The following is a 14631-nucleotide window of genomic DNA, read 5'->3' as shown; positions in this document are numbered from 1 at the left end:
AATCTGTAGTGACTACAGGATCAAGAGGGATGTCCGATGCTGGCGATTGGAAAAGCAGCCGAACTGAGTGGCGTAAACATTGAGACCATTCGCTATTATGAACGCGAGGGGGTTGTTCCCAAACCTGAGCGTACAGTGTCTGGCCGGCGGATCTACTCAAAGGCAGATATTGACCGCCTCCGGTTCATCAAGCGATGCCGCGAATTGGGACTGCCAATTTGCGAGGCCAAATCACTGTTGGGATTGGCTGGCAAGAAGAAGCTCAACTGCGCAAGCGCACGGAGCATTGCCACCGATCATCTTTCTGTGGTCCGGAGGAAAATCGTTGAGCTTGGGCGGATGGAAACCGCATTGCAGAATTTGATTGTTCAGTGTGAAGAAAACGATCGAAACTGCCCGATCATTGATGAACTTCTGGCAGATTGACTGGCCAGCTTAATGCGCTTGGCAACATTCACGGTGATGCGAAAAGATGCCGGAAATCCGGCCGCCTTCAGGGTAAATCAGCCTGAAAATCTGCCGTTTTTGGGAAAACCCTTGGGCACCATGCGGCCGGCCTGTGCGCGCTCGCCGAGATATTCGGCAAGATCGTCCTTCGTCCTGGTAAAGGTGCGGCCGGCTGAATCGGTCCAGGAAAGCCCGTCTTCGAGCCTGAAGGGGCGGGCATCCTTCGCACCGCCATCCTTGTATTTTTGAAGCCTGACGCCCTTGCCGCGGGTCATCTCCGGCAATTGTTCGAGGGGAAAGAGGATCATCTTGCGGTTCTCGCCGACCACCGCCAAATGGTCGTCATCGTCGGCTACCGGAACACACAGCAGCGCCTCGTCGGGCAGTTTGACGTTCATGACCTGTTTGCCCTTGCGGGTATTGGCGATGATGTCGGCCTGCTGCACGGTAAAGCCGTTGCCGGCGCGTGAGGCCAGCAGCAGCCTGCCCCCGGGATCGTGGCGGAAGGCGGCGACGATGTCGGCATCGTTTTCCATCTCGATCATCACGCGCACCGGTTCGCCATGGCCCCTGCCCCCGGGCAGTTTGTCGCCGCCAAGGGTGAAGAACTTGCCGTTGGTGGTAAACAGCACGATCTTGTCGTGGCTGTCTGCATGGAACGCAATTTTCAGCCGGTCACCCTCCTTGAAGGCAAAGGTGGAAAAATCTGCCACATGGCCGCGCATGGCGCGGATCCACCCCTTTTCGGAGATGACGACGGTGATCGGCTCCTTTTCGATCATCGCCTGCTGGACGGCTTCCAGATCGATTTCCTTGGCCTCGGCAAACCGGGTGCGGCGGCGGCCAAGGTCTGTGTTCTTGCCGAACTTCTTCTTGATTTCGCCGATGTCATTGGCGAGGATTTTCCACTGCCGGTCCTCATCGGCCAGGATCGCCTCGATCTGTGTTTTTTCCTCCGTCAGTTCGCCGTGCTCGCGCCGGATCTCGATCTCCTGCAGCTTAGCAAGAGCCCTCAGCCGCATGTTGAGGATCGCCTCGACCTGGGTCTCGGTCAGCTCGAACCTGGCGATCAGCTTCTGCTTGGGCTCATCCTCGAAACGGATGATGCGGATCACCTCGTCGATGTTGAGATAGGCGATCAGCAGGCCGTCAAGGATTTCGAGGCGTTTCTCGATCTGGGCAAGGCGGAATTTCGAACGCCGCACCAGCACGTCGCGGCGGTGGTCGAGCCACTCGCGCAGGACTTCCTTCAGCCCCAGCACACGCGGCACCTTGCCGCCGGAAAGCACGTTCATGTTCATGGAAAAGCGGCTTTCAAGGTCGGTAACCTTGAACAGGGATTCCATCAGCAGGTCGGGGTCGACAGAGCGGCTCTTGGGCTCCAGCACGATGCGCACGTCTTCCGCGCTCTCATCGCGAATGTCCTCCAGCATCGGCAGTTTGCGGTTGATCAGCAGTTCGGCGATCTTCTCGATCAGCCGAGACTTCTGCACCTGATAGGGAATTTCGGTGACGACGATGCGATAGCCGCCCCGGCCGGTTTCCTCCTTTTCCCATTTTGCACGAACGCGGAAAGAACCCCGCCCGCTCTTGTAGGCCTCGATGATCGTGCCCTTGCCGTCGACGATCACGCCGCCGGTGGGAAAATCCGGCCCCTGCACCATGTCGACCAGGGTTTCAGCGCGCGCATTGGGCGTCTTGATCAGGTGCAGCGCCGCCTCGCACAGTTCGGCCGCATTGTGGGGCGGGATGGACGTTGCCATGCCGACGGCAATGCCGGACGAACCATTTGCCAGAAGGTTCGGGAAGGCGCCGGGCAGAACCACCGGCTCCTTGTCTTCCTCGTTATAGGTCAGGCGGAAATCGACCGCGTCCTCGTCAATGCCCTCCAGCAGAAGGGTCGCCACCTCGGTCATTCGCGCTTCGGTGTAGCGGTAGGCGGCGGCGTTGTCCCCGTCGATATTGCCGAAATTGCCCTGGCCGTCGATCAGCGGATAGCGCTGCGCAAAGTCCTGGGCGAGCCGCACCAGCGCATCGTAAACGGCCTGATCGCCATGGGGGTGGAACTTACCGATGACATCGCCGACGATGCGGGCGCATTTCTTGTAGCCGGTATTGGGATCGAGCTTGAGCACGCGCATGGCATGCAGAATGCGGCGGTGGACCGGTTTCAGCCCGTCACGCACATCGGGCAGAGCCCGGCCCATGATGGTCGAAAGCGCATAGGCAAGATAGCGCTCTTCCAGCGCCTTCTTCAGATCGATGAGTTCGATATCATCTCCGCCGCCGCCATCGGCACCACCGGGGGGAGAAAGCAGGTCTTTTCCCATAGTCCGCACCTTTTGGACGGGGTTAGCGAAATGGTTGATTCGTGGCAAGGGCGGATTGAAGCGAAAACTTTCAGCGTTTCTTCACATCCCGCCTTTACCCGTGCCTGCATATCGACACGATTTGCCGTCAAGAAGCTGAAACCACATGACGATCCACATGACGATATTGGGGCAAGCGAGGAGTTCAACATGCCAGTTACGCCATCTTCCGTCACCGCACTGCCCGCAGGCCGGATCATCCGGCATTCAGCCGCCGCGTTCCTGCTTGGCACCAGTGTCTTCGCTGCAGGCCCGGCATCTGCACTCGATGCAACCGACTTCTTCAGGGGCTTGCAGGCGGAAGCTGAAAAGGACGGCAACACGCTGACCTGGCGCTCGCTGGAAACCGTCGGCAGCGACGGTGCCCGGGCCCTTGATGTGGTGATGGAAAACAGCACTGAGGGCGAACGCATCACCATCGGGGAAATGACGCTTTCGGGGACCGAGGTCATCGGCGAGGACGGCTTTTCCTTTGCCACCATGGACGCAGTCAATCTTGTCTTCCAGACCACCGGAAAAAGCGAAGACCAGGACGGCCAGGACGAAAAAGGCCCGGCAACGCTGACCATCGACCATCTTTCAGCAGAGGATTTCAACTTCCCTCCGATCAAAAACCGCAAGCGGCCGTTCTGGCCCTTCGACATGGCGCAAGGTGAAGCAACCGGCGTCAACATCGTCTCAAGCGGCAAGCAGAGCGTTGCCCTTACCCTGCCCTCCGTCAGGATTTCCGGCTTGACGCATCTTGGCGGCGAGCGGAATTTTTCCGTCGACAACTTCACTTCCGATGCAGCGACCGGCTCGGCCGCCGAAGACGGTAAAGGCGGTTCGTTTCAACTGGGCGCGATTTCCGTTCAGGGTTTTTCGCTGTTCGGTGAAAGCGGCTATAGGGCCGAAAGCGCGGAATTTGCCGGGTTCCGCATTGACGGCACCGACGAAAAAAACCGCAGCTTCTCGATCGATATGGGTGACGTTGCCATCGACAACTTGTTCAGCCCCGATTTCGGCGAGGGAAGCGATCTGGTCTTTCCTGACAAGGACATGACCGCGACGCTGGGCAGTGTATCCTTCCATATGGAGGGTACTGAACTTGCCCGGCTGGCGGGTGGAAAATCCGTGGCCCGCTTTGACAATGAAACCAGGGAATATACCGGCACGGCGACCTTCAACGACCTTTACCTTGCCGTTTCCCAATTTCCCGCCGAGCCAGGAAAGGATCAGGGCCGAAAGCAGTTCGAGGCGCTGGGATATGATTCCATCAACATGGACATCGATATCGAGGCTGCATGGAATGCCATGAGCGGCGACCTCACCCTTTCGAAATACCGCTTTGCCGCCGATGAAATGATGGTGCTCGATCTCGGCTTGTCGCTGGCCGGCTACACCGTGGACTTCGCCCGGAACCTGCAGAAGATTTCAAGCCGCATGAACTCCGCCATCGATGACGAGGTCCGCCAGGCGTTGAGCTTCCAGCTGCTGGCTGAAATGTCGGAACTGGAAGTAAAGGACATGCGCATCACGGTGGAAGACCAGTCGCTGATGGGCCGCATCATGGAAATGCAGGCCGCCCAGTCCGGACAGACAAAGGAAGACATGCTGGCCGCCGTTCCGTTCATGGTGGGGGCCATGATGGCGCCGCTGGAAGCGCCGGAATTTGCTTCCTCCGTTGCATCCGCCGTGGGCCGTTTTCTGCAGACTTCCGGCACGCTGACCCTTACCGCAAATCCTGAAAACCCGGTTTCCCTGGCGGAACTGATGGGGATCGGTGCAGGGCTGAAGGCCGGCAATGTCAAACCGGCGGAACTGATCGAGCGCTTCAACGTCGAGATCAGCGCGCCGTAGCCTTGTGGGCTACCGGGCCGGCGTGACGCATCAGCGGCAGAAGCGGCAGGACCGCCACGAGGCCGGCAAGGACGATTGCGGCAATGCCCCAGCGGTTGCCGCCGACATCACTCACCCAGGCGATGGCGAACGGCGCGGAGGCGGTCACCAGAATGCGGAAGAACCCAAGATTGCCGGTCAAACGGCCATAGCCCTGCGCCCCGAAAAGGTATAGCGGCACGGCGCCGCGGATGATGTGGGCAAGCCCCTGGCCTGCCCCGAAAAAGACGGCAAACGCAATCGCCGCCGGAACGCCGAAGGCAAAGGCGAACATCAGTGCTGCACCGGCCAGCAGGGCGATGTTGCAGACAAGCGCCGTCCACAGGGGATGGCGCGACTGGCCAAAGAGCACTTCCACCACCCGTGCGCCCACTTGAAAGGGGCCGATCATGGCGCCGACCGCGGCAGCAGCAGCCACCGTATAGCCGGTCTCCAGCAGCAGGCGCGGCAGGTGCGCCTGAACGGCAACCACGACAAACCCGGCAGCCGAAAACGACAGCGCAAGCGCCATCAGCGCGATCGTGCGATCCCTGCCGGCAAGCGGTTCGGGAAGCGGCTGTTCATGGGCTGCGGCCGCCGGATTGCGGCTTGCCTCATGGCGGGGCAGGGACAAATGGATGGGCAGGCAAACCGCCAGGTTGATTGCCGCAAGCCAAAGATAAACCTGCTGCCAGGTAAAGTGTTCGAGCAGGAAACTGCACAGCGGCCAGAAGATGGTTGAGGAAAAACCGGCTATCAGCGTGATCGCGGAAATCGCCGCCCGTGCCTTGCCCTGGCGGATCTGGGTCATGGCGGTAAAGCCCGCCTCATACTGGACAAAGGTGGCCATCGCCTCGATGGCAATCAGCGCTGCAAGATAGGCAATTGGCGTTTCAACAAAGAACATGGCGGCAAGCGCCAGGCTTGCCAGCACCGTTCCCGCCGACAGGACCAGGCGTCCGCCCAGCCGGTCGAGCACCCTGCCCGAAACGGGCGCGAAAACGGCGCTGGCCAGCAAGGCAATCGAGAACGAGCCGAAAACGACCGACCGCGACCAGCCGAAATCCGACATGATGGCAGGCGCCAGGATGGCGAAGGAATAAAACATCGCCCCGTAGGAAACGGTCATGGTGATGCCAAGACCGATCGCCACCGGCGAAAAGCCGGCCAGTATGCGCTGCAAGGGTGTCAACGATTGTCCCGCCGAGAGCCGATACCAAACCCGGTATTACTGGTAGCGCACGCCCTGGCGGTCAAGCTCCTTGTGCACCTGGGCAATGTCGATCCGGTCGAGTTCGCGGTTCGATTTGAGCGACAGGGCAGCGGCAATCCCCGCCCCCTGCCCGGTCACCGCGCAACAGCTCATGTTGCGGGTCGCGGCATGGGAAATACGGTCGCCACCGGTTGCGCGGCCTGCCACCAGCAGGTTCCTGACCTTTTTCGGCAGCAGGTTGCGGTAGGGCATGTGGAAATAGCGGCCCGTCGTCGGCAGGATCAAAACGCCGTAGCCATCGATGAACTCCGGATAGATGCCGACCGAATCCTCGAACCGGGCCTGGTTGCGCACATCGTCCTCGGTCATGTTGTAATGGCAATCGGCCTTGCGGGTGTCGCGAATGCCGATGGTCATGCCGAAATTTCTCAGCCGCACGCTTTCGCAGCCGGGCATGTAGCGCCGAAGCGCCTCGATGGCCATCATCGACTGGCGGCGGCCCTCGATCTCGAAACGGGTCATCGAATCAGGGTCCGTGCCGTCGCATCCATCAAGATGGATGAGGTTCATATAGGTCAGTTCGCCGGTGTCGTGCAGGGCGCCCCAGGTGCCGGCAATGGTCTGCAGATGGGCCGGGATCAACCCGTCCTCGATTGCCTTCTGGAAGGGCTTCTTGATGAAGGGCGAAAACATCTCGTCCTCCTTGCCGGAGGTTTCGATGTTCCATTCGCCGCCGCCGCCCCAGTCCCTGTAGGTCTGGGGATCGTTGCGGATGCCCTGCATGAATTTCGCCTTGTCGACCCCTGCAACATGAAACATCACCGAGGCGGCCATCATCTCTTCTTTCGGCGTCTTGAACGTCGGCGCGCCGGCATGGTGCAGCACGTCGGCATCGCCGGTGGCATCGATGATGCGTTTGGCCAGGATCGCCTCGCGGCCTGCCTTCGATTCGGTGATGATGCCGGTAACCGTATCACCATCCATGATTGGCGCGACGAAAAACCGGTGCATCATCGGGTGAACGCCGGCTTCTTCCACCAGCGTGTCGGCAACCAGCTTGAAGCCTTCTGAATCCAGTTCATAGGAATTCGACTGGCTTTCGGGCACCGCAGCGCCCATTTCATGTGCCCTGGTCTCGAATTCGCGGCCAATGCCGTTGGCTTCGACCGTCTTGTCGTGGCGGTACCAGGCAAAGCCCTCAACGCCAACGGCGGTGATGTTGCCGCCAAGACAGCCAAAGCGTTCGACCAGGGTTACTTCAGCCCCGGCACGGGCCGCCGCAAGGGCAGCCGAAAGCCCGGCAGGGCCGGAACCCACCACCAGAACATCGGTTTTCCGGATGACCCCGATTTCGCGCGCAGGTTCGCGAATGCTGCCCAGACCAACGGCCATGTGAATTCCTCCCGGTCCAACGCCTCGTAGTGATGGCCGGCCAGAAAGCCGGCAAAAGCGAAAGACGTTACCGGTAGGCCCGGCGCAGGAAGTTGTCCAGAGCCCTTGTAACTTCCGCGCTGGTGCCGATGCCGCGGGCAATCGAGCCGTGGGAATAGCGCGAACCGTTAAACAGGGTGACATTTGTGCCCCTTCGGCGCAGCTCGCGGGCAAAGGCTACCGAGACGATCGCCCGGCGCGGGCGGTGGGAGCGCGAATACATCACCAGAAAAGGCGGAAAGCCGTTGGAGCGGCGGGCATAGGTAACGGGCGACCATCTGATCCAGTTGTCGGGATTTTGGCCGAAGGCCTTCAGATAGACCCCATCGATGCCGCCGCGGATCGAGGCATAGGCCACCATGTCATAGGCCTGAACGTCGTTGGCGACGATGCCGCGCAGCGGGCCGGCCTTTTTCTGCACGCCCACCATGGACACCAGATGGGCACCGGCCGAATGGCCCATGATGACGATTTTCTTGGGATTGCCGCCATAGCGGGCAATGTTCTTGCGGGTCCAGTTGATGGCACGGATCACATCTTTCACCTGACCATCGATGTTGGTGCGCGGGACCGGGCGGTAGCTTGCCGAAACCAGCATGTAGCCACGGGAGTTGGCGAAGGAGGGCAGGTTGTAGACGCGGCTGGTATCGCCCTTGATCCAGCCGCCGCCATGGACATAGAGCAGAACCGGAACCTTCCTGCGAATCTGAAACAGGCCCTTGGGCTTGGCGGCATCGGGGACATAGATGTCGACATGCTGGCCGAAGCCGACAGGCACACCGGCCTTAAGCTCCTGCGCGGCGGCGGCCAGCGTAGAAAGCAGAATCAAGACTATGACGGCAGGCGCGGCGAAAACGCGTGCAATGCGAACCATGGATGAAACCCGGAAAACTCCTCCGCCCCGCCCTGATGTCGGGGCCTTCTAACGCAAGGGCATTCCTAGCGTTTCCTGCCGGCGATGCAAGGGGTCCGCCCCTCCCGCAGATCAACATTTCGTGGATGTTGCAGATTTGCTGGCAGCGCCGGCATGTTCCAATTGCCGTGACTGGCCGGACAAAACCGGCGTCAGACAGGCCGCTCCATGCGTGCTGAAGAGGAAAATCCGAACAGGAATTTGAGCGGGCCCAGATGTTCGCTACCCGTCTTGACGAAACCGAGCCGCTCATAAAGTGCCCTGGCGCGTGGGTTGGTATCGATGACATCGAGCCGGATGCGTTTCTTTCCCCGGCTTTCGGCTTCTTTGAAAATGGCCTGCAGCAGTTTCGTGCCGACGCCCTGCCCGCGCGCGGCCTGGGAGACGGCAATGCCGTCCATCAACAGGACATCGTCTTCAAGGTCACGCTCCAGCAGCGACAGGATCAGGCCGCGCCACAGCGCGCCGAACCAGCCATGGATGGCGGCAAGGTCAGACAGTTCGCCGCCCACCAGGGCGCCTTCGGAAGTCTTGAAACCGGCAATGCCGTAAAGCGTGTTGCCGTCCCTGGAGACGGCGCTGATGGCGTGGCCGGGATCGATGACGCGCTCGATGAAGCGCACGCCCCTGCCGTCACGGCCGAGAATGCCGCCGATCTTGCCTTCGAAGGCGGCAAAATACAGGGCGGCCGCATCGGGCTTGAGCGCGGGCGGAAAACCGTTTTGAAGCTTGATCTGCACCGGCCCTGCTCCCGTGAACGGCTCAGGCGTCCCTGGCCTTCGGATTGACGCGGATGTTGAGGTCGCGCAGTTGCGCAGCCGAAACCTCGCCGGGAGCGCCGAGCAGCAAATCCTGTGCCTGCTGGTTCATGGGGAACATGGTGATCTCGCGCAGGTTCTTTGCGCCCAGCAGCAACATGACGATGCGGTCGACACCGGCGGCCATGCCGCCATGGGGCGGGGCGCCATAATGGAAAGCACGGTAGAGCCCGCCGAATTCGCGCTCCACCGTCTCCTTGTCGAGACCGGCGATTTCAAACGCCTTGACCATGGTTTGCGGCAGATGGTTGCGGATACCGCCCGAAGCAATCTCGAAGCCGTTGCAGACCAGGTCGTACTGATAGGCCTTCAGTTCGAGCAGGGCAGCATCCCCCTCCTCCTGCGCCTTTTCCAGCGCTTCGCGGCCGCCCTGGGGCATGGAGAACGGGTTGTGGGAGAACTCGATCTTCTTGTTGTCCTCGTCCCACTCGTAGAACGGAAAATCGACAATCCAGGCAAGTTCGAACCGCTCGCGGTCGACAAGGTCTAGTTCTTCGCCCGCACGGGTGCGTGCGTCCCCGGCAAATTTGTGAAACTGCGCCGGATCGCCGGCGGCAAAGAAACAGGCGTCGCCCGCCTCAAGACCGAGCTGTGTGCGGATTGCCTCGGTGCGTTCCTCACCAATGTTCTTGGCGATGGGACCTGCGCCCTGCACCCTGGCTTCTTCTGCGCCGTCCTCTTCACGCCAGAAGATGTAGCCCAGCCCCGGCTGGCCCTCTCCCTGCGCCCAGGAATTCATCCGGTCGCAGAAGGCGCGCGAACCGCCGGTTTTCGCCGGGATTGCCCAGACCTGGTTCTTTTCCGACTTGTCGAGAATGCCGGCGAAAACCTTGAAGCCGGAGCCGCGGAAGTGTTCGGAAACATCCTCCATGACGATGGGGTTTCTCAGGTCCGGCTTGTCGGTGCCGTATTTCCTGATCGCCTCGTCATAGGCAATGCGCGGGAATGCCTCCGTCACCGGTTTTTTACCGGCAAACGCCTTGAACACATCGCGCACCACCGGCTCCATCGCGCCCAGCACATCGTCCTGCTCGACAAAGCTCATTTCCAGATCGAGCTGGTAGAACTCGCCCGGCAGGCGGTCGGCGCGCGGATCTTCGTCGCGAAAGCACGGCGCAATCTGGAAATACTTGTCGAAGCCACTCATCATGACGAGCTGCTTGTATTGCTGTGGCGCCTGGGGCAGCGCATAGAACTTGCCGTGATGCAGGCGCGAGGGCACCAGAAAATCGCGTGCGCCTTCAGGGCTTGAGGCCGTCAGGATCGGCGTTGAAAACTCGGTAAAGCCCGCATCGTTCATCAGCTTGCGCATTTCGGCAATGATCCTGGTGCGCATCATGATGTTGTGATGCAGTGTCTCGCGGCGCAGATCGAGAAAGCGGTATTTCAGCCGCGTGTCCTCGGGATAGTCCGGCTCGCCGAACACCGGCAGCGGCAATTCGTCGGCCTTCGACAGAATTTCGATTTCGCGGGCAAAGACCTCGATCTCCCCCGTCGGCAGGTTGGCGTTCACCGTCTCATCGCTGCGCGCCTTGACGTCGCCGTCTACACGGATGACCCATTCAGATCGCACGGTCTCGGCCAGGCTGAAAGCCGGCGAATCGGGATCGGCGACCACCTGGGTGATGCCGAAATGATCGCGCAGATCGATAAACAGAACGCCGCCATGGTCGCGCACCCTGTGCACCCAGCCGGAAAGGCGGATTGTCTGTCCCACATCGGACTTGCGGAGTTCGTCGCAGCGATGGCTGCGGTAGCGGTGAAGCGTCATCGTCCCGTGAATCTCATCTCTTGGAAGGCTTTTGTGCAGGCACTCGGCGCGTTCGGCCCGGGCCAGCGGGAATCTGCCGGGACAAACACCTTTCCGGGGTGATTTGTCAAGGTTTCGGCGGCCTTTGGCGCACAGCCAGCCGCAAGCGCGGGAAAACAGTGAATTGAATGCCGGCTTCTTGCAATCGGCGGCCTTCGGGCGCAACAGTTGGCAGGTCCAATCCGATTCGCGGTTTCATGCAAGCGATCCGCCCGCTCATACCCCTTCTCATCGCCGCCGGCATTCTGCTGGCCGGCAACGGAATGCAGGGTACGCTGATTGCGGTGCGCGGCGGCCAGGAGGGATTTTCAACAGCACTCATCGGCCTGATCGGCGCCGGTTATTTTGCCGGTTTCATGGCCGGCTGCTATGTGGTGCCGCATGTGCTGCAGATGGTCGGCCATGTGCGCGCCTTTGCCGCCATGGCGGCGCTGACCGCATCGGCCACGCTGGCGCTCGTCATGCTGGTCGACCCGATTGCCTGGCTCATCCTGCGCTTTATCATCGGGCTTTGCTTTGCCTGCCTTTTCGCCACGGTGGAAAGCTGGATCAATGCCAAGGTTTCGAGCGACAATCGCGGCCAGGTGCTGTCGATTTACCGGCTGGTCGATCTGGTTTGCGTGGTCTCCAGCCAGTTCATGATCCCGCTTTTCGACATCAGCGGGTTTTCCGTCTTCGGCGTCATGGTGATCATGATCACCCTGTCGCTGGTACCGGTGTCGCTTGCCGACCGCTCGCGGCCGCAACCGCCGGGGCCGTTCAAGTTCGACATGCGGTTTTTGTGGCACCTGTCGCCGCTTGCCTGTGTGGGCTGCATCGCCATCGGCATGACGGGATCAGCCTTCCGCATCATCGGTCCGGTCTATGCCCAGTCGATCGGCATGTCGGTTGCCTCGGTGGCGACCTTCATGAGCGCGGGAATTTTCGGCGGCATCATCTTGCAGTATCCGCTGGGCTGGCTATCGGACCGTTACGACCGGCGCGTCGCGCTGGCGGCAGCTTCCGCAGGCGCTGTCCTTGCCGGCATGTTCATCTATCTGTTTGCCGGAACCAACGAGACGCTGAACTTCACCGGCATCTTCCTTTTCGGCTGTTTTGCACTGCCGCTTTATTCCCTGTCCGCCGCCCATGCCAACGACTTCGCCAAGGAAGGCGAATATGTGCTGATCGCCACCGGCATGATGTTCTTCTGGTCCATTGGCGCGATTTCAGGGCCGCTGGTTGCCTCCCTGCTGATGCAGGGTTTCGGCCCGGGGGTTCTGTTCATCTTCACCAGCATCGTTCACGCCGCGCTGGTGGGCATGACGCTGTGGCGCATGACCGTGCGGGCCACCGTACCGCGCGACAAGCGCAGCCGTTTCATCGGCCTGCTGCGCACGTCTCCGATGATGATGAAGATCGCCAAGCGGCGCGACTGATAACGGCTGTTTCCTGGTTGGGGTTTTTGTGGCGGGATTGTTTCTGCATCACCATTCCGCGAAAGTCTGTAACCAGGCAAACCAGATCTCACTTGCCTGGCTAAACGGCCACCGCAGCCGTAACCACTGCCGGGATTGGCACGTTCCAAAGGGGTCCGCCGCCATGCTTTTCCATTACCAGCGCAATCACTGCATCGCGGATCGCAACAGCGTTCTTTTCAGGCTGCGGCCGCAATAGCGCACCGCCTCGTGCCGTTCCTTCGAGGAAGTAATCATATGGTGCCCCGGGATCATCTACCTGCCACATTGAGGCCACCGTTGTGCAGTGGCACTCCTTGAAGCCTGCAGCTTCCAGTACCGGAAAGGATATCGCCGGATCTGCATAGTCATTTGCGCCGGGTCCGGGCGGCAAAGCAATGTCCGGGTGCCCGTGCGCTTCAATGGCACCGAAGACATATCCAAGTGCTGTATCCACTTCAGGACCGCACCAAACCGAAAATGCCAATCGTCCATTGGGCCGCAACACCCGGCGAACCTCTTCAACAACCCTTGCAGGGTCTGGAACATGTGGCATGCCGAAGCCGATGGTGACCGCATCGAAGGTTTCTGCCTCGAAACCGATATTCATTGCATCGCCTTCAACGAACCGTGCTTGGGGCGCCGCCTTGCGCGCCATTTCCAGCATTGCAGGCGAGAAATCGAGACCTGTCACTTTCGCGCCCTTGTTCACCAAACCGCCAGTAACGTTGCCATGCCCGCAGCAAAGGTCGAGCACCTCTGTATTCGGCCCGGCTTTTACCGCAGATACCAAGTGCGGCACCACCATATCCGCCGCCTGGGCAAACGCACGGGCATAGGATTGCGCGACGGCCGCATCCGACCACTCATGCTTTTCCAGAGCAGCAAAGCCGGTGGTATCATCTTGAATTTTCATGGCACCTCCCAACCCGATCCTAGCAGCCAGGGACTTTTGCACAAAACGGTACCTGTTGAACGTGGTTGAGGAGGACCGCTCAGCCCCCCAAACCGAAAATCAGGCCAAGCCACCACCCCTGATTTCAGCGGTTTGCAAACTCGCGTGAGATATGTTCAAAATGGCGTGAGCCGGTTTCCCGGCAGCCCGATGAAGGTAACCCATGCATATCATAACAAAAACGGACGATCTTCGCTCCGCCTGCCAACACCTCTCCCAAGCAAAATTCGTTACTGTTGATACCGAGTTCATTCGCGAGTCCACCTTCTGGCCGGAGCTCTGCCTGATCCAGTGCGCCACGCCGAAAGACAATGGTGGCACCGGCTACATCATCGATCCGCTGGCCGACGGGATGGACCTGGCGCCGTTCTTCGAGCTGATGGCCGATGACCGGATCGAGAAGGTGTTTCATGCCGCCCGCCAGGACATCGAGATCATCTACAAGCTGGGCAATCTGATCCCCCACCCGGTTTTCGACACCCAGGTTGCTGCCATGGTCTGCGGCTATGGCGACAGCATTTCCTACGATCAGCTGGTCTTCAAGGTAACCGGCACAAGGGTGGACAAGTCCTCGCGGTTTACAGACTGGCGCCGGCGCCCGTTGACCGACAAGCAGCTCAACTATGCAATCGCCGATGTGACGCATCTGCGCACGGTTTACCAGAAGCTGAAGGCCAATCTGGAAGAACAGGGGCGCGCAAACTGGGTGACCGAGGAGATGGACGTCCTCACATCGCCCGATACCTATGAGATGCTGCCGGAAAACGCCTGGAAGCGGCTGAAGCTGCGTGTGCGCAAGCCGCGTGAACTGCTGATGCTCAAAGAGCTGGCGCGATGGCGCGAGGAACAGGCCCAGCGCTTCAACCTGCCGCGCGGGCGGGTGGTGAAGGACGAGGCGATTTACGAGATATCCGGCAATCCGCCGGCTTCCTGCGCCGATCTCGACCGTTATCGCGGGCTTTCCCGCGGCTTCGACAAGAATCGCTGGGGCGAGGCCATCGTCGAGCTGTCAAAAAAGGTTCTTGATGTTCCCAAGGAGCAGTTGCCGAAACTGCCACGGCCAAAGAACGCGCCGGAGGGCTGCAGTGCAGCGACCGAAATGCTGAAACTGCTGTTGAAGCTGACGGCGGAAAAAGAGGGCGTGGCGCCAAAGATCATCGCGACGGTGGACGATCTGGAAAAAATCGCTGCCGATGACGAAGCCGATGTGCTGGCCTTGAAAGGCTGGCGGCGTGACGTGTTCGGCCTTCAGGCATTGAAGCTCAAACACGGCAAGCTGGGCATTTCCTACCGCAACCGCAACATCGTCATGGTCGATCTGGAAAAAGTGCAGGACCTTTCCATGGCTGCCGAGTAACTGCCGGCGCGGCGAAACGTTGCGC

The 14631-nt window shown here is 60.3% G+C and carries 11 protein-coding genes; 4 read left to right on the top strand and 7 right to left on the bottom strand.

Annotation, left to right across the window (positions count from 1 at the left end):
- Nucleotides 1-36 precede the first annotated feature (36 nt).
- Nucleotides 37-426 (top strand): MerR family transcriptional regulator, encoded by a 390-nt coding sequence (locus BVL55_RS05325; protein WP_075996035.1) that lies wholly within the window; start codon nucleotides 37-39, stop codon nucleotides 424-426.
- 77 nt (nucleotides 427-503) lie between these two features.
- On the opposite strand, the gene parC is transcribed toward BVL55_RS05325, so the two are convergent.
- Nucleotides 504-2777 (bottom strand): DNA topoisomerase IV subunit A, encoded by a 2274-nt coding sequence (parC, locus tag BVL55_RS05320; protein ID WP_075996034.1) that lies wholly within the window; start codon nucleotides 2775-2777, stop codon nucleotides 504-506.
- 30 nt (nucleotides 2778-2807) lie between these two features.
- Here parC and BVL55_RS05315 point away from each other — a divergent pair, with 30 nt between their 5' ends.
- Nucleotides 2808-4655, top strand: a complete 1848-nt coding sequence (locus tag BVL55_RS05315; protein ID WP_156892425.1) for a hypothetical protein — start codon at nucleotides 2808-2810, stop codon at nucleotides 4653-4655.
- On the opposite strand, the gene BVL55_RS05310 is transcribed toward BVL55_RS05315, so the two are convergent.
- The 5 genes from BVL55_RS05310 to aspS all read right to left on the bottom strand — a co-directional run bounded on the left by BVL55_RS05310 (nucleotide 4642) and on the right by aspS (nucleotide 10819).
- Nucleotides 4642-5865, bottom strand: coding sequence for an MFS transporter (locus tag BVL55_RS05310; protein ID WP_156892424.1), 1224 nt, complete (start codon nucleotides 5863-5865; stop codon nucleotides 4642-4644). The two genes, BVL55_RS05315 and BVL55_RS05310, sit on opposite strands and share 14 nt — an antisense overlap.
- Nucleotides 5866-5901: 36 nt before the next feature.
- On the bottom strand, nucleotides 5902-7278 hold the full coding sequence (locus tag BVL55_RS05305; protein ID WP_075996032.1) for an FAD-dependent oxidoreductase: 1377 nt from the start codon (nucleotides 7276-7278) through the stop codon (nucleotides 5902-5904).
- Between the two features lie 67 nt (nucleotides 7279-7345).
- On the bottom strand, nucleotides 7346-8191 hold the full coding sequence (locus tag BVL55_RS05300; RefSeq protein WP_075996031.1) for an alpha/beta hydrolase: 846 nt from the start codon (nucleotides 8189-8191) through the stop codon (nucleotides 7346-7348).
- Nucleotides 8192-8382: 191 nt separating this feature from the next.
- Nucleotides 8383-8970: a GNAT family N-acetyltransferase gene (locus BVL55_RS05295; RefSeq protein WP_075996030.1), complete on the bottom strand. Its 588-nt coding sequence runs from the start codon at nucleotides 8968-8970 to the stop codon at nucleotides 8383-8385.
- Between the two features lie 22 nt (nucleotides 8971-8992).
- The gene (gene aspS, locus BVL55_RS05290; protein WP_075997928.1) at nucleotides 8993-10819 is read right to left on the bottom strand and encodes an aspartate--tRNA ligase; all 1827 of its coding nucleotides are present in this window, start codon (nucleotides 10817-10819) and stop codon (nucleotides 8993-8995) included.
- A gap of 236 nt (nucleotides 10820-11055) precedes the next feature.
- Here aspS and BVL55_RS05285 point away from each other — a divergent pair, with 236 nt between their 5' ends.
- Nucleotides 11056-12276 carry an MFS transporter gene (locus BVL55_RS05285; protein WP_075996029.1) on the top strand — a complete coding sequence of 407 codons (1221 nt, stop codon included), beginning with the start codon at nucleotides 11056-11058 and terminating at the stop codon, nucleotides 12274-12276.
- Between the two features lie 100 nt (nucleotides 12277-12376).
- On the opposite strand, the gene BVL55_RS05280 is transcribed toward BVL55_RS05285, so the two are convergent.
- A complete protein-coding gene (locus BVL55_RS05280; protein WP_075996028.1) occupies nucleotides 12377-13210 on the bottom strand; it encodes a class I SAM-dependent methyltransferase in 834 nt (277 codons plus the stop codon).
- 208 nt (nucleotides 13211-13418) lie between these two features.
- Between BVL55_RS05280 and rnd the strand changes: the two genes are divergently transcribed.
- Nucleotides 13419-14606, top strand: coding sequence for a ribonuclease D (gene rnd / locus BVL55_RS05275; RefSeq protein WP_075997927.1), 1188 nt, complete (start codon nucleotides 13419-13421; stop codon nucleotides 14604-14606).
- Nucleotides 14607-14631 lie beyond the last annotated feature (25 nt).

It is taken from the genome of Salaquimonas pukyongi (genome assembly GCF_001953055.1).
Classification (GTDB): domain Bacteria; phylum Pseudomonadota; class Alphaproteobacteria; order Rhizobiales; family Rhizobiaceae; genus Salaquimonas; species Salaquimonas pukyongi.
The sequence above is the reverse complement of the archived record's forward strand: the minus strand, read 5'-3'. Positions and strand labels throughout refer to the sequence as shown.

Bases quoted from the DNA above. Each gene is read 5' to 3' on its own strand.
- BVL55_RS05325 (WP_075996035.1), top strand. From the start codon at position 37: ATGCTGGCGATTGGAAAAGCAGCCGAACTGAGTGGCGTAAACATTGAG.
- parC (WP_075996034.1), bottom strand. From the start codon at position 2,777: ATGGGAAAAGACCTGCTTTCTCCCCCCGGTGGTGCCGATGGCGGCGGC.
- BVL55_RS05315 (WP_156892425.1), top strand. From the start codon at position 2,808: ATGGTTGATTCGTGGCAAGGGCGGATTGAAGCGAAAACTTTCAGCGTT.
- BVL55_RS05305 (WP_075996032.1), bottom strand. From the start codon at position 7,278: ATGGCCGTTGGTCTGGGCAGCATTCGCGAACCTGCGCGCGAAATCGGG.
- BVL55_RS05300 (WP_075996031.1), bottom strand. From the start codon at position 8,191: ATGGTTCGCATTGCACGCGTTTTCGCCGCGCCTGCCGTCATAGTCTTG.
- aspS (WP_075997928.1), bottom strand. From the start codon at position 10,819: ATGACGCTTCACCGCTACCGCAGCCATCGCTGCGACGAACTCCGCAAG.
- BVL55_RS05285 (WP_075996029.1), top strand. From the start codon at position 11,056: ATGCAAGCGATCCGCCCGCTCATACCCCTTCTCATCGCCGCCGGCATT.
- BVL55_RS05280 (WP_075996028.1), bottom strand. From the start codon at position 13,210: ATGAAAATTCAAGATGATACCACCGGCTTTGCTGCTCTGGAAAAGCAT.